This window comes from Streptomyces spiralis (assembly GCF_014654675.1).
Lineage (GTDB): Bacteria > Actinomycetota > Actinomycetes > Streptomycetales > Streptomycetaceae > Streptomyces > Streptomyces spiralis.
The window spans coordinates 41,740-67,092 of record NZ_BNBC01000039.1 but is presented as its reverse complement, the minus strand read 5'-3'; the positions used below and the strand labels follow the sequence as shown (position 1 = coordinate 67,092).

The 25,353-nt window shown below is 71.6% G+C and carries 26 protein-coding genes; 9 read left to right on the top strand and 17 right to left on the bottom strand.

Features of this window, described 5'->3' with window-relative positions; translation table 11 throughout:
• Positions 1–7: 7 nt before the first annotated feature.
• Positions 8–445 (bottom strand): DUF2000 domain-containing protein, encoded by a 438-nt coding sequence (locus IE318_RS32055; protein WP_189905985.1) that lies wholly within the window; start codon positions 443–445, stop codon positions 8–10.
• Between the two features lie 49 nt (positions 446–494).
• Between IE318_RS32055 and IE318_RS32050 the strand changes: the two genes are divergently transcribed.
• Positions 495–1,298, top strand: a complete 804-nt coding sequence (locus IE318_RS32050; RefSeq protein ID WP_189905983.1) for a helix-turn-helix transcriptional regulator — start codon at positions 495–497, stop codon at positions 1,296–1,298.
• 16 nt (positions 1,299–1,314) lie between these two features.
• Here IE318_RS32050 and IE318_RS32045 read toward each other — a convergent pair whose 3' ends face one another.
• A complete protein-coding gene (locus IE318_RS32045) occupies positions 1,315–1,815 on the bottom strand; it encodes a type III secretion system chaperone family protein (protein WP_030164766.1) in 501 nt (166 codons plus the stop codon).
• On the bottom strand, positions 1,808–3,184 hold the full coding sequence (gene mshA, locus IE318_RS32040; RefSeq protein ID WP_189905981.1) for a D-inositol-3-phosphate glycosyltransferase: 1,377 nt from the start codon (positions 3,182–3,184) through the stop codon (positions 1,808–1,810). Before mshA ends, IE318_RS32045 begins: the two co-directional genes overlap by 8 nt.
• A gap of 317 nt (positions 3,185–3,501) precedes the next feature.
• Here mshA and IE318_RS32035 point away from each other — a divergent pair, with 317 nt between their 5' ends.
• The 3 genes from IE318_RS32035 to IE318_RS32025 all read left to right on the top strand — a co-directional run bounded on the left by IE318_RS32035 (position 3,502) and on the right by IE318_RS32025 (position 7,266).
• Complete coding sequence (locus tag IE318_RS32035) at positions 3,502–4,287, top strand: class I SAM-dependent methyltransferase (RefSeq protein WP_189905979.1); 786 nt, start codon at positions 3,502–3,504, stop codon at positions 4,285–4,287.
• A gap of 187 nt (positions 4,288–4,474) precedes the next feature.
• The gene (locus IE318_RS32030) at positions 4,475–5,608 is read left to right on the top strand and encodes a C40 family peptidase (protein ID WP_189905977.1); all 1,134 of its coding nucleotides are present in this window, start codon (positions 4,475–4,477) and stop codon (positions 5,606–5,608) included.
• 275 nt (positions 5,609–5,883) lie between these two features.
• Entirely contained in the window at positions 5,884–7,266 is a 1,383-nt protein-coding gene (locus IE318_RS32025) for a PP2C family protein-serine/threonine phosphatase (protein WP_189905975.1), read from the top strand.
• Between the two features lie 78 nt (positions 7,267–7,344).
• Here the strand turns inward: IE318_RS32025 and IE318_RS32020 are convergent, their stop codons facing one another.
• From IE318_RS32020 to IE318_RS32010, 3 genes are all read right to left on the bottom strand, one after another.
• On the bottom strand, positions 7,345–7,689 hold the full coding sequence (locus IE318_RS32020) for a DUF2516 family protein (protein WP_030164751.1): 345 nt from the start codon (positions 7,687–7,689) through the stop codon (positions 7,345–7,347).
• A gap of 132 nt (positions 7,690–7,821) precedes the next feature.
• On the bottom strand, positions 7,822–8,460 hold the full coding sequence (locus IE318_RS32015) for a hypothetical protein (protein ID WP_189905973.1): 639 nt from the start codon (positions 8,458–8,460) through the stop codon (positions 7,822–7,824).
• Positions 8,461–8,550: 90 nt separating this feature from the next.
• Complete coding sequence (locus IE318_RS32010) at positions 8,551–9,093, bottom strand: helix-turn-helix domain-containing protein (protein ID WP_189905970.1); 543 nt, start codon at positions 9,091–9,093, stop codon at positions 8,551–8,553.
• A 245-nt stretch (positions 9,094–9,338) separates the two neighbouring features.
• Between IE318_RS32010 and IE318_RS32005 the strand changes: the two genes are divergently transcribed.
• Both IE318_RS32005 and IE318_RS32000 read left to right on the top strand, forming a co-directional pair.
• Positions 9,339–9,695: a VOC family protein gene (locus tag IE318_RS32005; protein ID WP_030164741.1), complete on the top strand. Its 357-nt coding sequence runs from the start codon at positions 9,339–9,341 to the stop codon at positions 9,693–9,695.
• Between the two features lie 125 nt (positions 9,696–9,820).
• Positions 9,821–12,211 (top strand): ATP-binding cassette domain-containing protein, encoded by a 2,391-nt coding sequence (locus IE318_RS32000; RefSeq protein ID WP_189905968.1) that lies wholly within the window; start codon positions 9,821–9,823, stop codon positions 12,209–12,211.
• Positions 12,212–12,262: 51 nt separating this feature from the next.
• Here IE318_RS32000 and IE318_RS31995 read toward each other — a convergent pair whose 3' ends face one another.
• From IE318_RS31995 to IE318_RS31985, 3 genes are all read right to left on the bottom strand, one after another.
• Entirely contained in the window at positions 12,263–12,895 is a 633-nt protein-coding gene (locus IE318_RS31995) for an RraA family protein (RefSeq protein WP_189905966.1), read from the bottom strand.
• Between the two features lie 110 nt (positions 12,896–13,005).
• Positions 13,006–15,186 (bottom strand): aminoglycoside phosphotransferase family protein, encoded by a 2,181-nt coding sequence (locus IE318_RS31990; RefSeq protein WP_189905964.1) that lies wholly within the window; start codon positions 15,184–15,186, stop codon positions 13,006–13,008.
• Between the two features lie 251 nt (positions 15,187–15,437).
• Positions 15,438–16,310, bottom strand: coding sequence for a winged helix-turn-helix domain-containing protein (locus IE318_RS31985; RefSeq protein WP_030164725.1), 873 nt, complete (start codon positions 16,308–16,310; stop codon positions 15,438–15,440).
• Positions 16,311–16,504: 194 nt separating this feature from the next.
• Here IE318_RS31985 and IE318_RS31980 point away from each other — a divergent pair, with 194 nt between their 5' ends.
• Positions 16,505–16,696, top strand: coding sequence for a hypothetical protein (locus IE318_RS31980; RefSeq protein WP_308438608.1), 192 nt, complete (start codon positions 16,505–16,507; stop codon positions 16,694–16,696).
• On the opposite strand, the gene IE318_RS31975 is transcribed toward IE318_RS31980, so the two are convergent.
• Positions 16,687–17,430, bottom strand: a complete 744-nt coding sequence (locus tag IE318_RS31975; RefSeq protein WP_229903876.1) for an HAD family hydrolase — start codon at positions 17,428–17,430, stop codon at positions 16,687–16,689. The two genes, IE318_RS31980 and IE318_RS31975, sit on opposite strands and share 10 nt — an antisense overlap.
• Positions 17,430–18,308, bottom strand: a complete 879-nt coding sequence (locus IE318_RS31970) for a FadR/GntR family transcriptional regulator (RefSeq protein WP_030164718.1) — start codon at positions 18,306–18,308, stop codon at positions 17,430–17,432. The genes IE318_RS31975 and IE318_RS31970 overlap by 1 nt, the downstream gene beginning before the upstream one ends.
• Before the next feature lie 183 nt (positions 18,309–18,491).
• Between IE318_RS31970 and IE318_RS31965 the strand changes: the two genes are divergently transcribed.
• Positions 18,492–18,683, top strand: coding sequence for a hypothetical protein (locus IE318_RS31965; RefSeq protein WP_030164717.1), 192 nt, complete (start codon positions 18,492–18,494; stop codon positions 18,681–18,683).
• A 72-nt stretch (positions 18,684–18,755) separates the two neighbouring features.
• Here the strand turns inward: IE318_RS31965 and IE318_RS31960 are convergent, their stop codons facing one another.
• From IE318_RS31960 to IE318_RS31945, 4 genes are all read right to left on the bottom strand, one after another.
• Positions 18,756–19,673: a winged helix-turn-helix domain-containing protein gene (locus IE318_RS31960; protein ID WP_189905960.1), complete on the bottom strand. Its 918-nt coding sequence runs from the start codon at positions 19,671–19,673 to the stop codon at positions 18,756–18,758.
• A 365-nt stretch (positions 19,674–20,038) separates the two neighbouring features.
• A complete protein-coding gene (locus tag IE318_RS31955) occupies positions 20,039–21,316 on the bottom strand; it encodes a GNAT family N-acetyltransferase (protein ID WP_189905958.1) in 1,278 nt (425 codons plus the stop codon).
• A 50-nt stretch (positions 21,317–21,366) separates the two neighbouring features.
• Positions 21,367–22,371, bottom strand: coding sequence for an asparaginase (locus tag IE318_RS31950; RefSeq protein WP_189905956.1), 1,005 nt, complete (start codon positions 22,369–22,371; stop codon positions 21,367–21,369).
• A gap of 101 nt (positions 22,372–22,472) precedes the next feature.
• Entirely contained in the window at positions 22,473–23,207 is a 735-nt protein-coding gene (locus IE318_RS31945) for an RsiG family protein (RefSeq protein WP_030164713.1), read from the bottom strand.
• Positions 23,208–23,401: 194 nt separating this feature from the next.
• Here IE318_RS31945 and dtd point away from each other — a divergent pair, with 194 nt between their 5' ends.
• Entirely contained in the window at positions 23,402–23,827 is a 426-nt protein-coding gene (dtd, locus tag IE318_RS31940; protein WP_189905954.1) for a D-aminoacyl-tRNA deacylase, read from the top strand.
• Positions 23,828–23,924: 97 nt separating this feature from the next.
• On the opposite strand, the gene ygfZ is transcribed toward dtd, so the two are convergent.
• Both ygfZ and IE318_RS31930 read right to left on the bottom strand, forming a co-directional pair.
• Positions 23,925–24,890: a CAF17-like 4Fe-4S cluster assembly/insertion protein YgfZ gene (gene ygfZ, locus IE318_RS31935; RefSeq protein WP_030164709.1), complete on the bottom strand. Its 966-nt coding sequence runs from the start codon at positions 24,888–24,890 to the stop codon at positions 23,925–23,927.
• A gap of 10 nt (positions 24,891–24,900) precedes the next feature.
• Complete coding sequence (locus IE318_RS31930) at positions 24,901–25,338, bottom strand: Fur family transcriptional regulator (RefSeq protein ID WP_189905953.1); 438 nt, start codon at positions 25,336–25,338, stop codon at positions 24,901–24,903.
• Between the last annotated feature and the right edge of the window lie 15 nt (positions 25,339–25,353).

Below are 25,353 nucleotides of genomic sequence, written 5' to 3'. Positions count from 1 at the left end.
CGGATGCCTACGGGTGCATCCGTGCCCCCTTCAGCACCTTGTCCACCGCGTTCCTCGGGCCGTACACCGCCAGCCCCACCAGGTCCAGGTCGCCGCTCCGCACCGCCCGCACCGCCGCCCGGTTGTCGCGGTCGTTGCCCGTGCCGAACAGGTCGGACGTGAACACGGCGCGCGGCAGGGCTCGCGACAGGGCCTTGCCGTGTGCCGCCGTCAGCGTCTCCTTCGTGCCCTCGAAGACCAGGACCGGCTGGCGGAACATCGACAGGTAGGACACCCCGTCGGCGTCCTCGTACGGCTCGCCGATCACCTCCGGGACGGCGGTGCCGAGGCCGCTGACCAGGAAGGCGGTGACGTTCAGACGCTGCCAGGGCTCCAGGTCCTCGCGGAGCAGCACGGCGATCTTGGTGTCGAAGCGGACGGGGCCTGCGGTCGGTTCGGTGTTCATGGGATGAGACTGCCCGGCGTCCGGACACCGGGTCTTGTACGTTCTTTGCGTGGCCGCCGTCCCGCCCGAAGTCTCCGCCTGGCGCCCGCGCATCCCGGGTGTCGTGGAGGTCTTCCACGCCCACTTCACCGAGTACGCGTACCCGATGCACGTCCACGAGGCCTGGACGCTGCTGATCGTCGACGACGGGGCCGTACGCTACGACCTCGACCGGCACGAGCACGGCACCCCGCACGACACCGTCTCGCTGCTGCCGCCGCACGTCCCGCACAACGGCTCGCCGGCCACCCCGCACGGTTTCCGCAAGCGGGTCCTGTACCTCGACGCCACCCACCTCGGCGAGGATCTCATCGGCCCCGCGGTCGACGGACCCGACCTGCGGGATCCCGTACTGCGGCACCGGGTCGGGCAGTTGCACGGCGTGCTCGGGCACCCCGGTGACGAGCTGGAGGCCGAGAGCAGGCTGTCGCTCATCGGGGAACGGCTGCGGGCTCATCTCCAGCCCCGCGCCGCGGCGCGGCGGCCGCCGCGCGATCCCGCCCTCGCCCGCTCCCTGCGCGAGCTGCTCGACGAGCGCGTCACGCGCGGGCTGGCCCTCGACGAGGCGGCGCGACTGCTGCACAGCCACCCCGCCCATCTGGTACGGGCGTTCAGCACCGCCTATGGCATCGCGCCGCACCAGTACCTGATGTCCCGGCGCGTCGAGCGCGCCCGCCGGCTGCTGCTGGAGGGGAGGCCGCCGGGCGAGGTGGCCCCGGTCACCGGGTTCTACGACCAGGCGCACCTCACCCGGCACTTCAAGCGGCTGGTGGGGGTCACGCCGGGGCGTTACCGGCTCAGCTCGAGAGACTGAGCGGATCGCGCGTGCGTCAGTCGGCCGGACGCTGCGTCAGATGCGTGAACGCCTCGAGGTTCCGGGTGGATTCGCCGCGTGACACGCGCCAGGCGTACTCGCGGCGGATCGCGGAGGCGAAGCCCAGCTCCAGCAGGGTGTTGAAGGCGCCGTCGGCCGCCTGAAGGACCTGGCCGAGGAGCCGGTCGATCTCCTCGGCGGTGGCGGAGGCCAGCGGCAGCCGGGCGGTGACGTAGACGTCGCCGAGCCGGTCGACGGCGTAGGCCACGCCGTACATCTTGAGGTTGCGCTCCAGCAGCCAGCGGTGGACGCCCGCCTCGTTCTCGTCGGGGTGGCGGATGACGAAGGCGTTCAGCGACAGGGAGTGACGGCCCACCAGGAACGAGACCGTGGTGGAGAGCTTGTGGGTGCCGGGGAGCCTGACCACGTAGTTCCCGGGCTCGGGACTCTCCCACTCCAGCTCGGCGTCCTTGAAGACGGCCTCGAGGGTCTGCCCGGCCTTTTCCACATCACCCATGCTGGGAGCGTACGCGACGGCGATGCGCCTGCAACGCGGCCGTGTACACCTCGGCCGTGGCCGCCGCCGAGGCGTCCCAGCCGAAGGACCGCGCGTGCCGGGCGGCGGCGGCGCCCATCCGCTCCGAGCGTCCCGGATCGTCGGCGAAGCCGCGCAGGACCCGCGCGTAGGCGGCCGGGTCGTGGCCCTGGACGAGGAATCCGGTCTCGCCGTCGCGCACGGCCACCGGCAGGCCGCCGACGGCCGCCGCCAGCACCGGCGTCCCGGCGGCCTGCGCCTCGATCGCGACCAGGCCGAACGACTCGCTGTAGGAGGGCATGACCAGCACGGACGCGGCCCGGAACCAGTCGGCGAGCTGGTCCTGCCCGACGGGCGGGCGGAACCGTACGACGTCGGCGATGCCGAGCCGGGCCGCGAGCTTCTGCAGGCCCTCCGGCTTGGCCAGGCCGCTGCCGCTGGGGCCGCCCACGACGGGGACGACCATCCGCGAGCGCAGCTCGGGCCGTTCGTCCAGAAGGATGCCCACGGCCCGCAGCAGCACGTCGGGGGCCTTGAGCGGCTGGATGCGGCCGGCGAAGAGCGGGATCAGGGCGTCCCGCGGCAGGCCGAGGCGCTCGCGGGCGGCGGCGCGGGCGCTCCGGGCGTCCTCCGAACACAAGGCGCCGGTGCCCGTGGGGAAGGGGCGGAAGCGGGAGAGGTTCACGCCGGGGTGGACGACGGCGACCTTGGCCGGGTCGGCGGCGTAGTGCCGTACCAGCTCCTCGGCCTCCTCGTCGGTGTTGGCGATCAGCCGGTCGGCGGCGGCGACGATCTGGGTCTCGCCGATGACGCGGGCGGCCGGCTCGGGTGTGTCGCCGTCGGCCAGGTTGGCGTTCTTGACCTTGGCCATGGTGTGCATGGCGTGCACCAGGGGCACGCCCCAGCGCTGTGCGGCGAGCCAGCCGACATGGCCGGAGAGCCAGTAGTGCGAGTGCACGAGGTCGTAGTGGCCGGGGCGGTGGCCCGCCCAGGCCTGCATCACGCCGTGGGTGAAGGCGCACAGCTGGGCCGGCAGGTCCTCCTTGGCCAGGCCCTCGTAGGGACCGGCGTCGACGTGCCGGACGAGGACGCCGGGGGCGAGCTGGACGGCGGGCGGGAGGCCGCCCTCGGTCGCCCGGGTGAAGACCTCCACCTCGATGCCGAGCGCGGCCAGGCGCTGGGCGAGCTCCACGATGTAGACGTTCATGCCGCCGGCGTCGCCCGTGCCGGGCTGGTGCAGCGGGGAGGTGTGCACGGAGAGCATGGCGACGCGCCGGGGCCGGCGGTGCAGCCGCAGCCGGGTGGGCGCCGCCGGGGAACGCCGCCCGAGCCTGCTGACGTACTGGCTCACGTGGCGTTCCTCCTTGCTGACCCTGCCGGACGAGGGCGCGGTGCGCCCCTCAAGCGCCAACACGCCAGGTCGCGGGTCCATTTCCACTGCCGGGCCCTTTGCCCAATCATTACCCGATCTCGCTCAACCGTTCGACGCCGGGGTGCGTACCGTGCTCGACCGGTTCCGCCCGACCCGGCGGGGACCGTGGTCTGCGTCACGTGGCGTACGGATCGTGCCCATCGGACACCGAGTGCCCCCATACCCTCGTATCCATGACATCCCGCGCCGCGACCCTCCCCCACGCTCGGCTTCGCTCGAGCGGGGGGACCCCCGTCGTGGGAACGGTGACGCGCGGGACGACCAACCCCAACCGGCTGCGCCGCATGGACCGCTGGATCGCGGCCGTGCACGGCGCCGAGCTGCGCCGCGCCGCCGATCCGGTGGCCGTCGACCTCGGCTACGGCGCCGCCCCCTGGACGGCGGTCGAGCTGCTGCAGCGGCTGCGCACCGTCGCTCCTAGCGCGCGCGTGGTGGGCATCGAGATCGAACCGGCCCGGGTGGCGGCGGCCCGGCCCTACGAGCGCGACGGGCTCGTCTTCCGGCACGGCGGCTTCGAGGTGCCCGTCCCCCGGCGCCCGCAGCTCATCCGCGCGGCCAACGTGCTGCGCCAGTACGACGAGGGCGAGGTCGCCGCCGTCTGGGAGCGGCTGTGCGCGCGGCTCGCCCCGGCGGACGGGCACTCGCGCGGGGGCCTGCTCGTCGAGGGCACCTGCGACGAGATCGGCCGACGGCACGTGTGGGTCGCGCTCGGCCCGGAAGGCCCCCGCACGGTCACCTTCGCCACCCGTCTCGGCTCCCTGCACCGCCCCTCCGACCTCGCCGAACGCCTCCCCAAGGCGCTCATCCACCGCAACGTCCCCGGCGAGCCGGTGCACGCGTTCCTGCGCGACTTCGACCGCGCCTGGGCGGCCGCCGCGCCCTACGCCTCCTACGGCGCCCGTCAGCGCTGGATGCGGGCGGTGCGCGACCTCGCGGCCGACTGGCCGGTGACGGACGGGCCGGGGCGGTGGCGCCAGGGTGAAGTGACGGTGGCCTGGCGGGCGTTGGCACCACGCGGCTGACCTGCGGGGAACGATCTTCGTGAGTCGTTCGTCACACAGACGGGAAGAGCGCCGGTCGCGGGGCAGGGATGAGGGAGTTGACCATGCCCGGCCGCTGTCGCCCGACCTCTGTTGCTTTGGGCGGATACATGGCACGATCCCCCAGGCAACGTAAGTTACTGACGGTTAATCAGGTGGGGGCTGAGGTATGGGACGGGGCAGGCGAAGTGCGCTCGCGGCGGCCGTGACCGTGGTCTGCGCGGTCACCGTGCTGGGGGCATCGGGCACGGCGTTCGCGAACGCGCAGCAGCCCACCCGGCGTCCGACACCCACCGCCTCCGCCTCCTCTTCCTCCTCTCCGTCCTCTTCCCCGGACGCCCCCGCCTCCCCCTCGGACGGCCTCGACAAGGACCTGGAGGCCGTCCGCACCAAGCTGGACACGCTCTACCACGACGCGGCCGTCGCCACGGAGGCCTACAACGCCGCCGAGGAGAAGAGCAAGAAGCAGTCCGCCGAGATCGTCGACCTGGCCCGGAAGATCGTCGACGGACAGAAGAAGCTGGACCGGCTGAAGGACCGCGCCGGCGCAGCGGCCCGCGCCCAGTACCGCACGGGCGGGCTGCCGCCGCAGGCCCAGCTGCTGCTCAGCGACGACCCGCAGAGTTTCCTCGACGGTGCCGGCCGGGTGCTGGAGGGCGAGCACGCGGCCAAGGGCCTGATCCAGGAAATGACCCGCACCCAGCAGGACTTGGAGCAGTACGCCGACGACGCCAACGACCGCTGGGAGCAGCTGGAGGCCAACCGCAAGGAGAAGGCCGGGGCCAAGAAGCGGATCCAGCAGCGGATCAAGGAGGCGGAGAAGCTCCAGACCAAGCTGGAGAAGCGGCAGCGCGACCGCCTGGCGCAGCTGGAGAAGCAGGCCGCCCAGCGGGCGCAGACGGCGTGGCTGGACACCGGGATCCTCAAGGAGGTCCGCGGCAAGGCCTCCGAGGCGGGGCGCAAGGCCGTGAAGTTCGCCACGGCCCAGATCGGCAAGCCGTACGAGTGGGGCGCCGAGGGGCCGAAGACGTTCGACTGCTCCGGGCTGACCTCGCAGGCCTGGGCCGCGGCCGGCCGGCCCATCCCGCGCACCTCGCAGGAGCAGTGGAAGCAGCTCAGGCACGTGGACATCAAGGACATGCGCCCGGGCGACCTGATCATCTACTTCGACGACGCCAGCCATGTCGCGATGTACGTCGGCGACGGCGCGATCATCCACGCCCCGCGCCCGGGGCGGACGGTGACTCTGGCGGGGGCCGGTGAGATGCCGATCCTCGGGGTCGTACGGCCGGACACGGACTGAGGTTCTCCGCTGTTCGAGCCCCGGTGACCTGCGCCATGTGACGCACCCCACCCGGGTTCGAGATCAAACCCGCAGGCGACGTGAGCTTCGTCATTCCAGCCGCGGGGGCGCCCTGTCCAACTCCGGTACGGATCGCGGCATATGACAGTGGCCGAAGCCGGAGCGACGCGCCTCACACCATTCCAATGCGGCGCCGACTACCGCTATGGTCCCCAGCGGTGGGGCGGTTCCTCGTACTCACCACGCCCTCGGGGGGAGGGAAGGAATCCAGGACGATGCCCGTGCCCGTACCGCGGCAGCGAGCGATCCCGGCCGCGGAGAGTGGTCAGGCGCAGACCGTGTTCCACGGCGGCGGCCCTTCCGCGGCACCGGCCCCGCACCGGGAAGCCACGAAGCCGAAGGAAACGACGGTCGAGAAGGACAACCGCCACAGCGGCCATACCAGCACCCACAGCACGCATCTCAGCCACACCACCAATCTCACCCTGCTGCTGATCGAGGACGATCCCGGCGGCTGGCCGATCGTGCCCGAACTGCTCGACTCGGCCGGCAAGCCGATCCGTGTCCGCACCGCCCGCAACCTCACCGAGGCCGAGCGGCTGCTCACGGACGACGTCCACTGCATCCTGCTGGACCTCGCGCTGCCGGCCCCCGGCCGGTCCGGTGGGTCCGGCTCCGGTGACGACGACGAGCTGGCCGTGCTCAAGCACGTACTGGAGCTCGCGCCCCGGCACGCCGTGCTGGCGCTCACCGCGTCCGGCGACGCCGAGCGTGGCGCCCAGGCGGTCCGGGTCGGCGCCCAGGACTACCTGTTCCGCGACGAGCTGGACGGGCGCCTGCTGAGCCGGGCGATCCGCTACGCGGTGGAGCGCAAGCGCTCCGACACCGCCGAGCGCCGGCTCGCCGAGGGCAGGCTGCGCGCGCAGGAGAACCGCCGTCTGGAGCGCGGTCTGCTGCCCACGCCCCTGCTGGACGGCTCCATGCTGCACTTCGCGGCCCGCTACCGGCCCGGCCGTTCGCGCGCGCTGCTCGGCGGCGACTTCTACGACGCCGTGCGCACCCCGGACGGCACCGTGCACGCCATGATCGGCGACGTCTGCGGGCACGGTCCCGACGAGGCGGCGCTCGGCGTGGAGCTGCGCATCGCCTGGCGGGCGCTGACCCTGGCGGGCCTGTGCGGCGACGAGCTGCTGAACACGCTCCAGCAGGTGCTGGAGCACGAGCGCGCCGACGACGAGATCTTCGCGACGCTGTGCACGGTGGACATCGCGCCCGACGGGCGCCGCGCGGGCCTGTGTCTGGCCGGCCACCCGTCCCCGCTGGTCATCACCCCCGGCCGGCCGGCCCGGCTGCTGCCGTACGACAACAACGGCCCCGCCCTCGGCCTGCTGCCCGGCGCCCGTTGGCCCCGGACGCAGGTGGAGCTGGGCGCCGAGTGGAGTCTGATGCTCTACACCGACGGCCTGATCGAGGGCCGGATCGGCGCGGAGGGCGAGCGGCTGGGCCAGGACGGCATGCTGGAGATGGTCAGCCGCCAGTTCGCCCAGGGCAGGCGCCGCGAGGAGCTGCTGCGGGCGGCGGTGAACGAGGCCCGCGAGCTCAACGGCGGCGAGCTCACGGACGACGTGGCACTGGTCCTGCTGGACCGCGAGCCGTAGGGCCTGACACCGAGCCCCGGGCGTCCGAGACCCGGTGGCCCGGTGAACGGCGGTCGGGCGCGGTGAACGGCGGTCGGCTCACCGGCCGCCGTTGTACGGCCCGTACGGGCCGTCGCTGCTGCTGCCGCGGCGGCCGCCCCAGCCTCTGCCGCCGGAGACCTGCTTGAGCGCGGGCCGTACGTCCACGATGTAGACGATGCTCGCGATCGCGCCGATGACCGGCAGGAACATGAAGATCGAGAACAGGTAGCTCACGACGAGCGCCAGGCCCAGGATGATCAGCCAGAACACCTTGTTCTGCTTGTCGGCGGCGCGGAACGCGTCCTCCCGGCGGATCGCCGCGTCGACGAGCCCGAACGCGGCCAGGGCCATGAGGAGGATCTTCAGAATCCCCAGGAACCCCGCGAAGCCCAACATCAGCATGCTGTCCACCGCCCGTTCTCTCCGACTCCTACGCGGCCACCGTACCCGGAGAACGGGCCGGACACCCCAAGGGTGCCCGGCCCGTACGCCTGTCGCCCGGACGGGTGAGGCGTGCCTCTGCCCGGCCCTGACCTACTTGGCGGGCGGGGTGGTCTTCCTGGCGGTGGTGGTCGTGGTCCTGCGCGGCGCCGGGGCCTTCTTGGCCGGGGCCTTCTTCGCGGCCGGCGCGGCCTTGGACTCGGTGGACCCGGCGGGCTTGTCCGCCTCGGGCTCGACGGCGACGGCGAGCTCCTCGACCTCCTCGGCGAGGTCCTCGATGCCCTCGGCGGCCTGGCCGCGCCAGGTCTTCACGGCCTGCTCGCCGTGCTCGGCGACCTTCTCGTAGGTCTCGCGGGCCTTCACGGCGTACTCGGCGGCGACACCGACCCCGCGCAGGGCGAGGTCCTGGGCGGTCTCACCGAGCTTCTTCAGGTCGGCGTCGAGGTTGGTGCCGAACTTCTTCAGGTCCGCGTCGAAGGAGCTCCAGAACTCGGTGACCTTGGTCTGGACGGTCTCCTGGGTCTCCTTCACGCGGGCGGTGGCCCGCTCCTGGACGGCCTTCGGGTCGGTGTTGCGCACGGCGTCGATACGGGCCGGGGCCTCGGCACGGAGCTGCTCCACCAGGGCGGGCACCTTCTTGGCCTGCCGCAGGGCCAGGTCCGCGGTGCCCGCGGCGAAGTAGAGCGGCGTCGGGTCGCTGAGGGTCTTGCGCAGGTCGTCGGTGATGGCCATGGTGACTGATCCTCCCGGATCGCTTTCGGCTGAGGGTTTCGGTGTGCCGCGGTGGCCCGGCCGTCGAGCCGGCCGTAGGGGGCCGTGGGATCAACCGGCCGCCTGCCGCGGATCGGCGTCGTTGCCGCCGGACGTGCGGGGTGGGTGCTCGGCGGGGGCGGGGTGGCCGCCGTCCGGCTCGGGGACGGTGGCCGGCCGTATGGTGCCGCCGCTTCCGTCGTCGGCCGCGCGGATGTCCTTGTCACGGGCGGCGCCGCCTTCGGCGTCGTCCGCCCTGCCCGCCCCGAAGCCGTTCTCCTTGCGGAAGGACTCGTAGATCTGCAGCAGCACCTGCTTCTGCCGCTCGTTGAGCGAGGGGTCGGCGAGGATGACGGCCCGCGTCTCCACTTCGTCCCGGTCCCGCTCGGCGTCGAGAATGCCGGCCCGCACGTACAGCGTCTCGGCGGAGATCCGCAGCGCCTTCGCGACCTGCTGCAGCACCTCCGCGCTCGGCTTGCGCAGCCCGCGCTCGATCTGGCTCAGGTACGGGTTGGACACCCCGGCGGCGTCGGCGAGCTGCCGCAGCGACAGCTGCGCGTTGCGCCGCTGCTCGCGCAGGTACTCACCGAGGTTGCCGACGTTGAGCGATGCCATGCCTCCAGCTTGCACCAACGGCGCTAACAATTGCAAGCACCCCGCTTGCAAGAGTGTACGAGGCGGGCACCGGGCCGACCGGGAACCGGTCAGGATTCGAGAAGCGCGGGCCGCTCGGCCACCCCTAGCGTGACTGCTGTCGTCATCCGGCGGACGCACCGTCGGCCGACCCACGACCGATCCACGAGCGATCCAGGGCCACTCGACAACGGCTCGATGACCGCTCAATGACCACAGGAGTGACCATGACCAGCTCTCCCACCCAGGGCATCAAGACCGTGCTGCACCCCGTCTCCGACCTGGCCAAGGCCAAGGAGGTCTACGCCGCCCTGCTCGGCGTCCAGCCGCAGGCCGACGCGCCCTACTACGTCGGCTTCGAGGCCGCGGGCCAGCACATCGGGCTGGTGCCCGGCGGCGGCCCGCAGGGCATGACCTCGCCGGTGACCTACTGGCACGTGCCGGACATCGAGGCCAAGCTGGCCGAGGTGACCGCCGCGGGCGCCACCGTGAAGGAGCCCGCGCACGACGTCGGCGGCGGCCGCCTGGTGGCGACCTTCACCGACCTCGACGGCAACGTTCTCGGGCTGCTCCAGGACCGGTGAACGGAGCCGCCGACCGAGAGGCACCGCCCCGGAAAGGGCGGCGGACGTCCCGCTCGCATCTGGTTGGATCGAGCGGGCGGGACCGACACAGACCGCGCAGAGCGTGAAGGGCGGATGGAGACACCATGAGCAGGGACACGAGGGCGGACACGCCGCCGGCCGCGCCGCACACGGCCGACAGCCACGATCTGATCCGCGTGCACGGCGCGCGCGAGAACAACCTCAAGGACGTCGACGTCGAGATCCCCAAGCGCCGGCTGACCGTGTTCACCGGTGTCTCCGGCTCGGGCAAGAGCTCCCTGGTGTTCGACACGATCGCCGCGGAGTCGCAGCGGCTGATCAACGAGACCTACAGCGCCTTCGTGCAGGGCTTCATGCCGACGCTGGCGCGCCCCGAGGTCGACGTGCTCGACGGGCTGACCACCGCGATCATCGTCGACCAGCAGCGGATGGGCGCCGACCCGCGCTCCACGGTCGGCACTGCCACCGACGCCAACGCCATGCTGCGCATCCTCTTCAGCCGGCTCGGCAAGCCGCACATCGGCTCGCCCAAGGCGTACTCCTTCAACGTGGCCTCGATCAGCGGCGCCGGTGCGGTCACCGTGGAACGCGGCGGGCAGCAGATGAAGGAGCGGCGCAGCTTCAGCATCACCGGCGGCATGTGCCCGCGCTGCGAGGGCCGGGGCACGGTCACCGACCTCGACCTCGCCCAGCTCTACGACGACTCCCTCTCCCTCAACGAGGGAGCCCTGATGATCCCCGGCTACAAGACGGGCGGCTGGAACTACCGGCTGTACACCGAGTCCGGCCTGTACGACCCGGACAAGCCGATCCGGAAGTTCACCAAGCGGGAGTTGCAGGACTTCCTCCACAAGGAACCGACCCGCATGAAGATCGCGGGCATCAACATGACCTACGAGGGTCTGATCCCGCGGATCCAGAAGTCGATGCTCGCCAAGGACAAGGAGGGCATGCAGCCGCACATCCGGGCGTTCGTGGACCGCGCGGTCACCTTCACCGTCTGCCCCGACTGCGAGGGCACCCGGCTCACGGCGGCGGCCCGGTCGTCGAAGATCGACGGCGTCAGCATCGCCGACGCGTGTGCGATGCAGATCAGCGACCTGGCCGAGTGGGTACGGGGGCTGGACCAGCCGACGGTGGCGCCGCTCCTGGCCTCCCTGCGGCACACCCTCGACTCGTTCGTGGAGATCGGCCTCGGCTATCTCTCGCTGGACCGGCCGGCGGGCACGCTGTCGGGCGGCGAGGCCCAGCGCGTGAAGATGATCCGCCACCTCGGCTCGTCCCTCACCGACGTCACGTACGTCTTCGACGAGCCCACCATCGGGCTGCACCCGCACGACATCCAGCGGATGAACGAGTTGCTGCTGCGCCTGCGCGACAAGGGCAACACGGTGCTGGTCGTGGAGCACAAGCCGGAGGCCATCGCGATCGCCGACCACGTCGTCGACCTCGGTCCCGGCGCCGGTGCGGCGGGCGGCACCGTCTGCTTCGAGGGCACCGTCGAGGGCCTGCGGGCCGGCGGCACCCTGACCGGCCGCCACCTCGACGACCGGGCGTCGGTGAAGGACACGGTGCGCAAGCCGACGGGCGCCCTGGAGATCCGCGGCGCGGCCACGCACAACCTCCAGAACGTCGACGTCGACATCCCGCTGGGCGTGCTCTGCGTGGTCACCGGTGTCGCCGGTTCCGGAAAGAGCTCGCTGGTGCACGGCTCGATGCCGGCCGGCGCCGACGTCGTCTCGGTCGACCAGACCCCGATCCGCGGCTCGCGGCGCAGCAACCCGGCGACGTACACCGGTCTCCTGGAGCCGATCCGCAAGGCGTTCGCCAAGGCCAACGGGGTGAAGCCGGCGTTGTTCAGTGCGAACTCCGAGGGGGCCTGCCCGAACTGCAACGGCGCGGGGGTCGTCTACACCGACCTGGCGATGATGGCCGGGGTCGCGACGACCTGCGAGGAGTGCGAGGGGAGGCGGTTCCAGGCGTCGGTGCTGGAGTACACCCTCGGCGGGCGGGACATCGCGGAGGTGCTGGCGATGTCGGTGACCGAGGCCGAGGAGTTCTTCGCCACGGGTGAGGCGCGGGTCCCGGCGGCCCACAGGATCCTCGAGCGCATGGCGGACGTCGGCCTGGGCTACCTCACCCTGGGCCAGCCGCTCACCACGCTCTCCGGCGGCGAGCGCCAGCGCCTGAAGCTGGCCACGCACATGGCCGACAAGGGCGGCGTCTACGTGCTGGACGAACCGACGACCGGCCTCCACCTGGCCGACGTCGAACAGCTCCTCGCCCTCCTCGACCGCCTGGTCGACTCCGGCAAGTCGGTCATCGTGGTCGAACACCACCAGGCGGTCATGGCCCACGCCGACTGGATCATCGACCTCGGCCCCGGCGCCGGCCACGACGGCGGCCGGGTCGTCTTCGAGGGCACGCCCGCCGACCTCGTCGCCGCCCGCTCCACCCTCACCGGCGAGCACCTCGCGGCCTACGTGGGAGCCTGACCCTGCCGTGCGCGGGCGGGGGTTCGAGGAGGTCCGTGGCCCGGCCTCGGCTCAGACCTCGAACCCCTGCTCGCCGAGGATCCCGTCGATGCGCGCCCGATGGGCGCTCTCCCACTCCTCCGGGGTCTGCGTCGCCTCCTTGACGAGCTGTGCGTGCGCCGCCGTCAGGATCTCGTCGGCGCGGGCGGCCGGCACCGTCACCACGCCCTCCTCGTCGGCCACCACGATGTCCCCGGCGTCGACCTGGACCCCGCCGCAGCGCACGGGCCGGTTCAGAGGGCTCGCGACCGACTTGCCGCCCGGGACCGGGATGACACCCCGGGCGAAGACCGGGAATCCCATCTCCCGTACCTCGGCGAGATCGCGGATCAGGCCGTCGGCGACGAAGGCGGCGACACCTCTGCGCCGCGCCACGGCGCACACGTTGCCGCCGGCCAGCGCGTAGTCCAGGTCGCCGGACTCCACGACGATCACCGAGCCGGGTTCGGCGCGGTGGACGGCGGCGTGCAGCATGAGGTTGTCCCCGGGCGGGCAGCGCACGGTGAACGCCGGCCCGGCCACGCGCGGCACCGGCTGCCACAGCGGCCGGATCCCGATGTCCATGACCTGCTCGCGCCCCAGCAGATCGGCGAGCGTGGTGACGGGAACGTCCCGGAAGGCTTCGACGACGACGGGCTCGGTCATGTCGACGACCCTAGGGCCTGTCCGGCGGATCATGGCGCAGACGCGGGGGCCGGCACGCCCATCTGCGGCGTCGTCGTCGGGGGCCGGCCGCTGCCGCCGCGGCGGAGTCCCTACGCCAGGGCGCGGGCAAGATAGGGGTTCGCGGTGGAGCGGACCCTCAGCCCCAGGGAGCCGGTGGCCGCGGCGAGGGTCATCGCGTACGAGTCGACGGCCCTGCGCACGTTGGGGGCGTCGAGGCTGGCGCCGGTCACCAGGCGGTCCAGGTCCACATAGGCGGAGCGCACCGTCTCGATCCACCGGTACACGCGCCAGTCCTGCGGCCAGTCGGCCGTGTACTCCTCCGACAGACCGCGCTCCCAGCGCCGGAACATGCGCTGCCGGATCTCCGGGCGGGTCGGCGTGAGGTGCATGTGCCGGACCAGGTCGTACAGGGGATCACCGATCAGGGCCATCTCCCAGTCGATGATGGTGAGCGCCAGGGCGTCGTCCCGGCGCACCAGGTTCCAGGGGTTCAGGTCCCCGTGCAGCAGGGCAGGCCGGCGCGGGCTCACCCGGTACCGGCTCAGGATCTGGCGGAGCCGGGGGGCGTCGGGCAGACCCAGGAGCCAGGCCAGCTGCTGCGACTCCTTCGGCAGGTTCCCCACCATGATCACCAGCTGGTCGCAGAGCCAGGTGAAGAAGGTCTCGTTGCCCGCCACGGGGTCGAGCGGGTCGTAGTCCACGCGGGTCAGCGCGCAGAGCTGGTCGACAAGCCCGTCCGCCTCATGCGGCAGCAGGCCGTGCACCGGATGGCTGGGCGGGCGGTCGGTGTCCTCGGGCCCGACGTAGGTGTGGATGGCGTACTGCTCCCCCCGGTGGCTGCGGCCCAGAGCAAGCACCCGCGGTGCCGCCACCGGGAGCCCCGACCGCTCGATGGCCACCAGTACGGCGTGCTCGCTCAGGAAGCTCGGTTCCCTCCGGCAGACGTTTGCCACTTTGCGGCGCACCACGACCGGATGGTCGTAGCCCGGCACCCGCACCACCGAGTTCAGATGCGCGGTGCCCTTGAAGACGCGGCTGGCCGGTGCCATTCCCTCGGCGACCAGGGCGTGTTCGACGGCGGCGGCGGGGAAGTCGGAGCGTTCGGGGAGTCGGCGGTCCCACGACCACGAGATCGTTCCGGTCGCCCGGCCCGGGCCGCCCCGCACCGCCGTCCGGGAGGCCCGCCAGCGGAAGAGGACGCGTTCCACCTCCGCCGCGTCCGGGACGTTTCTCAATCCGAGGGGTTGGGCGGCCACCTCCAGCGCCCGGCACACGGAGGCCGCTGCCTCGTCCAGGCTCTTCTGGTCAGGTGCGTCCTCCAGGGCCTGCGCGGCCCGCATCACGTCCGGGTAGACGGACTGTGCCCGTTCGAAGGCGACGTAGTGCCGCAGGTCCTTGGCCAGGCCGTTGACGGCCGCGGGCCGGATGCGGGTCATGGCCGCCGCCCAGGCGTCGATCACCTCGCCCCACTGGTGGCCGGGGTAGCGCATCCGGACCAGGTGCGTCGCCAAGTCGTGCAGGGGGTCGCCGTAGGTGGCCAGTTCCCAGTCGACGCAGATGAGGGGCGGATCACCACCGTAGGACATGATCAGGTTGTCACGGTGCAGATCCGCGTGGAGCAGGCTGTAGGGCCGCCGGGCCATGGCCGGTACCCGGTCCGCCAACTGGACCAGGGCGTCCTCCGGAATGCCCAGCGCGGCGAACAGCCCACCAAATCCCTGCCAATTGGGCTGCCGGATCTGCCGATCCGCACGGCGGGCGAGGGTCTGCAGGAAGCCCTGGCTGTCCTTGTCGTTGCGCGGCCACTCCGCCGGCAGCGGGGGCAGCGCCTCTCGGCGGACCTGGGTCATCTGGGCGAGCAGTTCCGCCAGGGCCCGCACGAGCAGTCCGTCGACCGGCTTTCCGTTGGCGCAGACGCTGGAGAGGGGTACGCCCTCGACGTAACTGTGGATCGCGAAGGAGTCACGCTTGACGAGGCACTCGGGGACGTTCGGCAGCACGCCCCGGATGGAGTCGAGGATCGCCGACTCGTCCGGCCACGTCCTGATCACCACGGGCAGTGCCTCGGCGCGGCGGATCCGGACGGTCACCGAGGTGCCGGCCTCCCGGTGCAGCAGGCGTGCCATGTGCTCCGTCAGGGGCAGCACGTAGTTCTGGTTGTGGTGCCCGCTGCTGGCCTGGCCCAGCTCCGCCGCGATCTGTACGAACTCCTTCACATCGCGGACGGCACGCTCCCCGAGAAAGGGGCGGGGAGGAGGAGGTGCGCCCACGGCCGCTCCAAGTGCTCACGCGAGAATCACAGTATGACAAAACGTACGACAACGCTCATATCGGGCACGACTTGAGCGCGCTTCCTGTCGGCACAACGGGTGGTGTGCCCATGCCTGTGCCCGCGGCTCGCGTCGCGGATCCGAGGTCGCCTTGCACACCACCTCTTGCGAGCCGTACGTGCCGTGCCGAGCTGTTGCTCACGCGGTGCGGGCATGCTACAGCACGCCCCTGGAGCCACTCGCCACTTCGGCTACTCGGACAGCAGAGTCCACACGGACTCGAACCAGGCCTGCATGGAGGTGGCGAAGGCGGAGCTGGGTGAGTCGGGATCGGCGTCGCCCACATGGTGGGTCAGGGTGGCACCGAGACCCAGCACGTCGAGCGCTCTGATCTCCTCGCCGCTCTCCAGGACCACCGGACGCTCGATCACCTCGTAGGGGCCGAAGAGCACTTCCGCCTCGTTGATGACGTACAGCTTGAAGGTCGGCGTCAGCGGTGCGTGCCGGATCTGTACGTCGACGTCGGGCACCAGGTCCTCGGTCCTCAGCTCGGCCAGCACACCCCGCAGCGACTCCGTGTGCCGCCGCGTGATGGCGTGCAGACGGTCGCGCAGCAGGTCGGCGTCCTTGTCGTCCATGGCCCTGGGATAGGGCAGGGGCAGCGAAATGGACGGCAGGAGCATGCGCAGGGCGATGCGCCGGGGCCGGATGAAGCCTGCCCGGATCCGTTCCGCCTGGAGCCGGATGTGCGCGTCCAGCGACTCGGACGTCAGCGTGTAGACGTCCAGGGCCACCTCGGGCTGCTCGAAGGCTTCGCTGATGAAGGGAGCGAGCGTCGCCCCGCGCGACGACCGACTGGCCTTGGCCGACGAGGACTGTATCCGCTGGTTCTTGATGACGCGTGAACCGCTGCCCTGCCGTGACTCGATCCAGCCTTCGTAGCTCAGTTCCCGCAGCACCCGCTGCACGGTGTCGCGGGAGACCCCGAACTCCTCGGCCAGGTCCCGCTGCGAGGGCAGGAACGAGCGCCTCGGGTACGTTCCGTCGGCGATCCGGGACCGCAGTTCCTCGGACACCTTGCGGAAAGCCCGCCCGCCGCCGTCGCCGGTGCGTTCTTCGGTCACGACTGGACCGTACCGCCGCCGGTCCACCCGCAAACAGATTTCTGGTCCGCCTGTCGGTCCGGCGCGTATGGCGGATGCGCCACGTCGGCCGAATTCAGCCGGTTAACCGATCAATCAGACCGGGGACAACCACTTCACGGCAACCAGTCCAATTGGCCCAATAGTTGGCCGAATCACAGAAACTGGAAGGGTGGGTGGGGAACGTGGTCCTGCTGCAACTGCTGCGGGTGGGGGGAGAATTCCTGCTGCCCCGCGAGGCCCAGGCGAGGCTGGGCTTCGCGGGGCCGGCCCTGCTGGTCGCGGTCACCGTGGGTGTGCGGGCCCGCCGGGCCGGGCTCGCCGTGGGTGCCGCCGTGGTGTTCACGCTGCTGATGACTCAGGCCTGACCCCGCAGGATCCGCAGTACGGGCTCCAGCGAGTCCACGATCAGTGTGGCGCCCGCCTCCTTCAGGAGCTTCTCCTTGCGCGCGTTGTGCGCGTAGCCCAGGAAGGGGACGCCGGCGCGGAGCGAGGCCTCGTGGTCGGAGGGGGTGTCGCCGATCATCAGGGCCTCCGCCGGGGCCGCGCCCGTCGCGTTCAGGGCCCGGTTCAGGCAGTGGGGGTCCGGCTTGAGGTGGTGCAGGTCCTGGGTGCGGCCGTAGATGTGGGGGTCGAAGCAGGCGGTGAGGCCCCGGCTCTCGAGGTAGGCGCGGACCACGAGCGGCGAGTTGTTGGTGGCGATGGCGAGCCGGGAACCCAGCGCGACCCAGGTGCGGATCAGCGGGTCGGCGTACGGCGTGGGCCAGGCGGAGGAGGCGGCGTGCAGCTCCTCGTGGGTGAGGCGGGCCTCCAGTTCGGCGACCAGGTCGCTGCCGGGGTGCCGGCGGTCCACGGCACGCAGCACGACGTGCGGGTCCAGCGACTCGCGCTCCCCCTCGGTGAGCAGGCCGTGCAGCCCCCGGCCCTCCAGCCACCGCACCAGCCCGGTCGCCACCCGCTCCGAGGAGTGCCCGGCGAACAGACGGCAGATCGGGCCGTCGAAGTCCCAGAGCACGGCCCGCGCACGGGTGACCAGTTCCCGCAGTTTCTCGTTCTCGGTCGTCTCTGCCACCGAATCGGTCTGCGTCGTATCAGAAGTCACTAGGAGAGTGTCAGGTCCGTGGTGATGGTTTCCCAGAGGGCGTCGAACCACTTCTGCGATTCCGTCACGAACGCGGCGTCCCGTTGCCCGGCCCGCTTGACGAAGGAGAACAGCAGCGAGGCGGAACCCAGAGCGTCGTACATGTCCAGGGTCTCGTCGCCCCAGTCCTCCTCGCGCCGGGTGAGGGTGTAGTAGCCGATCAGCGCCTCCTCGCCGTTGAGCAGGTAGAGCTTGACCGGCGGGGTGAAGGGCAGGGCCCGGAATGCCACGTGCACGTCGATGCCGTGGGTGGCGCGCAGGGACTGCAGGTTGTGCCTCAGCACGTGCCCCTGGGCGTTGCGCATCTCCAGCCAGCGCTGGTGCACCACCTCGTCCTCGTCACCGCCCTCCACGGGGACCGGGAAGGCGAGGGAGATGTGCTTGGACGGCACCAGGATGCGGACGTCGATGGCGTCGGGGCGCATCCGGCCCTCGTGGATCAGCCGCAGCGGCTCGCCGATGGCGACCATCAGCGTCTCCGCCGTGTGGCACACGACGTCGATCCGCACCCGCCGGGCCGAGAACGCCTCCGTGAGCCGGGGCGCGAGGCCCACCATCGTCGGCAGGGGCTCCTCGCGCACGGGTGCCGCCTCGGCGATCCTCGGCGGGCTGCCCTTGCTCACGTTGCTGAGCAGCCCGTCCTCCTGGAGCTCCCGCAGGGCCTGGCGCACGGCACCGCGCTCCACCCCGAACTCCTCGGCGAGTTCGGCCTGGGTGGGCAGGCGGTCGCCCGGCTTGAGCTCGCCGGTGCGGATCCTGTCCCGCAGTGTCTCGGCGATCTCCTGGGCAGAGCTTCTGCGGCTCCCGTTCACGGCCACGTTCTCCTGGGTCACGACCAAACGCTACAACTCTGATCCACCTGACGGGAGTTGTTTGAAACCTGTTTATAGGTGGCCGCCAAGTGGGGACAACTATAGAAGAGTTGGCCGCCAACTTGGATGAGTTGGCGAAAGTTAGTTGCACCTCCTGCTCCACAGCACCCCCACTCCCATCCGCCCAGGACAGCCCGAAGGGGGAACGCCGTGCCTGTTGCTCTCGCTCTTCTGTCCGCCGTCTTCGTCGTCGGCTTCGAGCAGCTCGTCCAGGTGAAGTACGGTGCGACGGGCATCGTCGGCCTGCTGCTGCTCACCGTCGGCATCAAGGCCAAGAGCCCGGCCGTCAGCTCCGCCGGGGCGGTGGTGCTGGCGATGCTCGTCGCCGGTCCCGCCCTGTGAACGGCCCGGGGCCGCTGCGCGTCACGCCCCGTGGACCGGTCGACCCGTCGTTCCGACGACCCGTGGGAGACGTCAGCTCGTCAGCACCAGCTCCGAACTGATCGTCTCCCACAGTGCGTTGAACCACACGAGCGACTGCTCGACGAACGTCGTGTCGCGCAGCCCGGCGCCCTCGACGAAGGAGAACAGCATCGACTGGGAGCCCTCCGCGTCGTACAGCTGGAGGTGTTCGTGGTCGATCTCCTGCTCGCGCCGCCGCACGGTGTAGTACGCGAACAGCGCCTCGGTGGCGTTGAGCAGGTAGAGCTTGACCGGCGGGGTGAAGGGCAGGGCCCGGAAGCTGACGTGCACGTCGATGCCGTGCGTGGCGCGCAGGGCGAGCAGGCCGTGCCTGAGCACCTGGCCCTGGGCGTTGCGCTGGGCCAGCCACCGCCTGCGCAGCCGGCCCGCCGCGGCGGAGTCCACCGGCGCCGGGAAGGCGAGGTCGATGTCCCGGCTGGGCAGCAGCACCCGCACGTCGACCTTGGCCGGTTTCAGTCGCCCGGCATGGATCTGCCGGAGCGGTTCGCCGATGGCGAGAGTGAGCGAGATCGACGTCAGGCACAGGGCGTCGATCTCCACGTGCGAGGCCTCGAAGGCGGTGGCGATACGGGGGGCGAGCGCGGCCGTGGTGGGCAGCGGAGGGGCTGCGGCGCCGGTCAGGGCACGTCGCGGGTCGGGGGCTACGGTCGCCGGGCTGCCCTTGGACACATTGCTGAGCAGATCCTCCGACTGCAGGATGCGCAGGGCCCGCCGCACCGCCGTGCGCTCCACGCCGAACTCCTCGGCGAGTTCGGCCTGCGTGGGCATGCGCTGGCCCGGCCGCAGTTCACCGGTCCTGATCCGCCGCCGCAGTTCGTCGGCCACCTCGCGGTGTGACCTCTGTGGCCGTTGTGACCTCTTCCGCCCAGTGGCGGAGGCGTGTTCCGGGTCCACGGTCGAACGGTACAACTTCCCGCCATCTTTGGACAGTTCGCGGAAAGGTGGTTATGAGACGCTTCCAGGCGGAGATAAGACAAGTGAAGTTGGTGGCCAACTTGAGCGACATGGTTGAACCATCCAAAGGTTGGCCACCAGGGTGACAGTCGGGGAACGCCGTACCGCGCTCCCTTCCGGAGGGGAGCCGGGAGCACGGTCGGCGCCGCACAGCCACGGCTCGAGGGCCGGGACGCACAGCCACAACTCAAGACGGTCGGCACAGTCACAACTGAAGACAGTCGGCACAGCCACAACCGAACATCGCGAGCACAGCCACAACTGAACAGCCAAGCTACGGAAGCGTCACCCCTGTCACTGTCACCGGCAGGAAGGAGCGTTCAGAACACGTCCGGGCACCACGGTCGCCTGGATGTACGCAGCAGGGCGTCGGCCACCACGGCGGCGCCCGCTTGTTCTTCCCGGACCCGGCCGAGCGCCGCGAGCCGCACCGCCGACTCGTCGCCGAGCCACAGCGTCGCCAGCTCGCCCACCTCCAGCGTCAGATCCGCGCTCCGAGTCGTCGGCGTACAGGACGCTCCCTCGGGCGAGGCCTCCAGTCGCCACCGGCCCCCGGCCGGTCCCGTCCCGTCGACGACCTCCAGCACCAGCGTGCCCGTCCCCTGGTACGTCCGCGCCTCCAACGCCCGTACGACGTCCAGGATCCGCACCCACAGCCAGTCCGCCTGCGTGGTGACCGCGGCCGCGCGCGGGTCCGGCAGAAGGAGGGGGAGCAGGTCGTCCGGGGCCCTGCGGCCGCTCTTGACCCTCACCACCCAGTCGATCGAGCACAGGTGCAGCCACAGCGCGCGCTCGGCGGCCGGCGTCACCGCGATGAGGCTCTTCACGGTGGCCGTGTTCAGCGGCTGCTTGGCATCCGACCAGGTCTCGTCGCACACGTACGCCGCCAGGCCCTCGACCGTGCCGTCCGCCGCTCGGTACACGGCGTAGAAGGGCTCGGTCCACGACTCGCGCTGCAGGCGCCGCGCGCCGGTGCTGACCTGCCACCAGCGCTCGGAGCGGTCGATCAGGCCCGGCCGGGTGCGGCGCAGCCGCTCGTGGAGTTCGGGGCCGAGCTTGCGTACGTCGTCGCCGTCCACGAGGTCGACCCGGCCGCCGTCCTCCGGTCCCGACCAGCGCGGGTCGACACCCGCCCGGGGTACGTCGATCGTCCACTCGGTGGTCCAGGTGGCGGGGCCGAAGCCGTAGCGGCCGTAGATCGGGTACTCGGCCGCGATCAGGGTGGCGACGACGTCGCCGCGCTCCTTCGCCGCGCTGAGGTCGTGGGCCATCATGCGGGTCAGCAGGCCGCGGCGGCGGTGGGTGGCGGTGACCGTGACGTTGGAGATGGCGTCGGCGGGGACGGGTGTGCCGCCGACGGCGGTGAGCTCCTGCGGGAAGGAGCGGAACGTCGCCACGCACCGGCCGGCGTCGAAGGCGCCGAGGGTGCGGGCGGGGACGATGTAGGTGCTGCGGTCGGCGACCTCCTCGGCGGAGACCGCGGGACTGCGGAGGAAGCCGGTGTTCAGGGCGCGGATCCAGTCGGGGATCTCGGCTTCGGTGATGGGGCGTACGTCGATGTCGGGGCGGGCGGCGTTGTGCGGGCGGGTGGCAGTCATGGGTTGACGGTAGGGGGCGGGTGCGGGTGTGTCGTGGGGATTTTCCTCGCTCAGAAGGTCGCCCGGATCTCCCCCACCACTCGGCCTCCGCCGTGGAGCGGAGCGTGTGCGATGCGCTGGATCACCGGGGCGTCGACGCCCATGTGGGTCAGGGCGCGGGCCAGGACCGGGCCCAGTGCCCTTGCCGCGCCGTCGTCGATCTTGAGGGCCAGGGCCCGGCCGTCCGGGAGGGCGACGGCCTGGACGGCCTCCGCGCCCACCTTGGACAGGGCGCCGGGCACCTCGCGCATCAGCCAGGTGTCGTGGCGGCGGGTGCCGGCGACGTACTCGGGGTGGGCGCGCATGGCGTCGGCGACACGGCGCTCGGCCGTGCCCGGCGCGGCGAGGACGAAGGAGCGGTGGGCACGGGCCAGGCCCGTGAGGCTGATCGCCATCAGCGGCGCGCCGCAGCCGTCCGTGCCGACGGCCGCCACGTCCTCCTCCGCCGCTTCCTCCACAACCCTGTGGATGAGCTGCTGCAACGGGTGCGCAGGGTCGAGATACGACTCCAGCGGCCACGCCCGCAGCGCGCACGCCGCCAGCATCGCGGTGTGCTTGCCGGAGCAGTTCATCGCCACCCGGTCGCGCCCCGCCCCGGCCGCCAGCCAGGCCTCCCTCTCCTCCTGGTCCAGCGGCAGGTCGGGCGGGCACTGCAACCGCTCCGGCGACAGCCCGTGCTCGTCCAGCATCTTGCGGACGAGGTCGCGGTGGAAGGGCTCCCCCGAGTGGCTGGCCGCCGCGAGCGCGAGCCGCTCCCCGGCCAGGTCCAGGCCCGCCCGCAGCACGCCCGCCGCCTGCATGGGCTTGTTGGAGGAACGCGGGAAGACCGGCGCCGTCACCTCCCCCCACGCGTGCTCGACCGCGCCGTCCGCGCCCAGCACCACCAGGCTGCCCCGGTGCCGCCCCTCCACGAACCCCGAACGCACCACTTCGGCGAGGACGGGGGAGACGGCGAAGGAGACGCCGGACGGGGCAGCAGAGGCGGACGAAGCGGGGGACGCGGGGAACACGGACATCGGCGGTGGCCTTCCGGGGACTGCGGCGACGGCGGGCTGGGAGACGCACGGCACGAGGAAGACGTGCCCCGCGCGGGCCCGGGGTCGCCGCGGCCACACCGTCAGACGAGCAGGTCGTCCACCTGTGCCTCTCCCTCACGGTACCGGCGGGCGATCTCCGCGCTGCAGCCGTCCGCCGTGCGCTGCAACTGCTGCCGACGCCGGGAGACCTGCTGCTCGTACCGCACCAGCCGCCCCATCGCCGCGCCCAGCTCCGGATCGGTGCGGGCACCCAGGTCCGACAGCTCGACCTCGGCGAGCATCTCGGCGGCCAGCCGCCGGTACTCCTCGCTCTGCGGTGTGCCGAGCGTCACATGCCGCGCCGACGAGCGCTGCCGGGCGGGCGCGTCCTTGAGGATCTCCGCGAGCCGTTCGACGACGGACGCCTGCCCGCTGTCCACGACGGCGGCGAGCCCGGCGGCCGAACCGCGGGCGGCGCGCCCGGCCGCGGCCCCTCGCCGGGCCAGTTCCGCGCGCAGAATGTCGATCCGCCCCTGGAGCAACCGCCGTACGTAACTCAGGTCGGCCTCGTCCCGCTGCGCCTGCCGGCGCAGGGCGCGCAGTTCGGGCAGGCTCGGCACGGTCAGGTCGGGCTCCGACAGGTCAATCGGCAGCCCGGTGTGTCCCGTGTCCACCGGTGGCGGGTCCGACGGGATGGATGGGATCGGCGGGATGGATGGGATGGGCGGGCTGTCGGTGCGCTGCACCGGCGGCCGATGGGTCGTCTCCGCGATCGCGGCGCGGAACGGCGGGACCGCTCCGGGCTGCGCCTGCTGCTCGGTACTCGATGTGCTCATGCGCCTCAACCGTCCCCTCGACCGGCGCGTACGGAAGCATCGTGCCACCCCGAGTGGCCAGTATGTGACCGAGTGCCCCCGATCAGCCCCAGATGGGGGGTTACGAAGCATAAAGAAGCACGATATGGACGCAGCGCCGGCGCGGGGCAGAGCCCGCCGCGGACCGCGGCCGGCCGCCCGGCATGATGGTCGGCATGCGTGCAGTGGTGCAGAGGGTGGACGGCGCGAGTGTCGTCGTGGACGGCCGGACGGTGGGGGCCATCGAGGGCGAGGGGCTGTGCGTCCTCGTCGGGGTCACCCACGAGGACACCAAGGAGAAGGCGGCGCAGCTCGCCCGCAAGCTCTGGTCGATCCGCATGCTGCACGACGAGAAGTCGTGCAGCGACATCGGTGCCCCGCTGCTGGTCATCAGCCAGTTCACCCTCTACGGCGACGCCCGCAAGGGCCGCCGCCCCACCTGGAACGCGGCGGCCCCCGGCGACGTCGCCGAGCCGCTGGTCGAGGAGGTGGTCGCCCAGCTGCGTGCGCTGGGCGCGACGGTCGCGACGGGCCGGTTCGGGGCGGCGATGCGGGTGTCGTTGACGAACGACGGGCCGTTCACGGTGCTGCTGGAGATCTAGGGGGTATCTCGTCGATCAGGCCGGCCACCGCGAGCCCGGCATGATCGGCGAGACACTCCCTAGGGGGTGTCCTGGCGCGGCCGTGAACCGACGAGCGCTACGGCTCTACGACGACCTCCTGGGCCGCCGCCGTGTCCCCCGCCATCAGCCGGGCGTCCAGCGGGACGTTCCGCTTGACCAGGGCGAGGGCCACCGGTCCGAGTTCGTGGTGGCGGGCGGAGGTGGTGACGAAGCCGATCTTGCGGCCGTCGGGCCCCTCGTCGGCGAGGCGGATCTCGGTGCCGGGGACCGGCAGGTGCACTTCGCTGCCGTCCAGGTGCAGGAAGACCAGGCGGCGCGGCGGCTTGCCCAGGTTCTGCACCCGGGCCACCGTCTCCTGCCCCCGGTAGCAGCCCTTGTGCAGATGCACGGCCGTCCCGATCCAGCCCAGCTCGTGCGGGATGGTGCGGTGGTCGGTCTCGAAGCCCAGCCGGGGGCGGTGCTGCTCGACGCGCAGCGCCTCGTGGGCGAGGATCCCGGCGGGCGGGCCGGCCTGCTCCGCGTACGACTCCAGGTCCGCACGGGGCAGGAACAGGTCACGGCCGTACGGGGTCTCGCGTACGACGACCCCCTCGGGCACCTCGGCGATCGAGCCGGCCGGCAGGTGCACCACGGCGAAGTCGTCCGTCCGGTCGGCGACCTCGACCCGGTAGAAGAACTTCATCGACTCCAGGTACGCGATCAGCGCCTCCTGGGTGCCGGGCTCCACATGGGCCCAGACCGTCTCGCCGTCGTCGACCAGGTACAGCGCGTGCTCGATGTGGCCGTGCGCGGACAGGACCAGCGCCTCGGTGGCCTGGCCGGGGGGCAGCTCGCTGACGTACTGGGTGAGCAACAGGTGCAGCCAGCTGAGCCGGTCCTCGCCGCTGACGGTGACGACACCGCGGTGCGAGAGGTCGACGAAGCCGGTGCCGTCGGCGAGGGCACGCTGCTCACGGAACAGGTCGCCGTAGTGGGCGGCGACACCTTCGTCCACGCCCTCGGCGGGAACGGCGCCGGGCAGGGACAGCAGGGGGCTCTTCATACGAGCAAGCCTACGACGTGCTGTTCGGCCTCTTCCGTGAACAGTCCTTGCAGCGGCCGAAGATGGCGAAGTGCTTCATGTCGGTGTCGAAACCGAACTGCTGCCGCAGCTTGGCGGTGAAGTCGGCGGCCACGTCCACGTCGGCCTCGATGACGTTCTCGCAGTCCCGGCAGACCAGGTGCAGATGGTGGTGGCGGTCGGCGAGGTGGTAGGTCGGCGCGCCGTGACCGAGGTGGGCGTGGCTGACCAGGCCCAGCTCCTCCAGCAGCTCCAGGGTCCGATAGACGGTGGAAATGTTGACCCCCGACGCCGTCTTCCTCACCTCGCTGAGGATGTCGTCGGGGGTCGCGTGCTCCAGGGTGTCCACGGCTTCGAGCACGAGTTGCCGCTGCGGCGTCAGCCGGTAGCCACGCTGCCGCAGGTCAGTCTTCCAGTCGGTGCTCACCACACCAGAGAGTCTAGG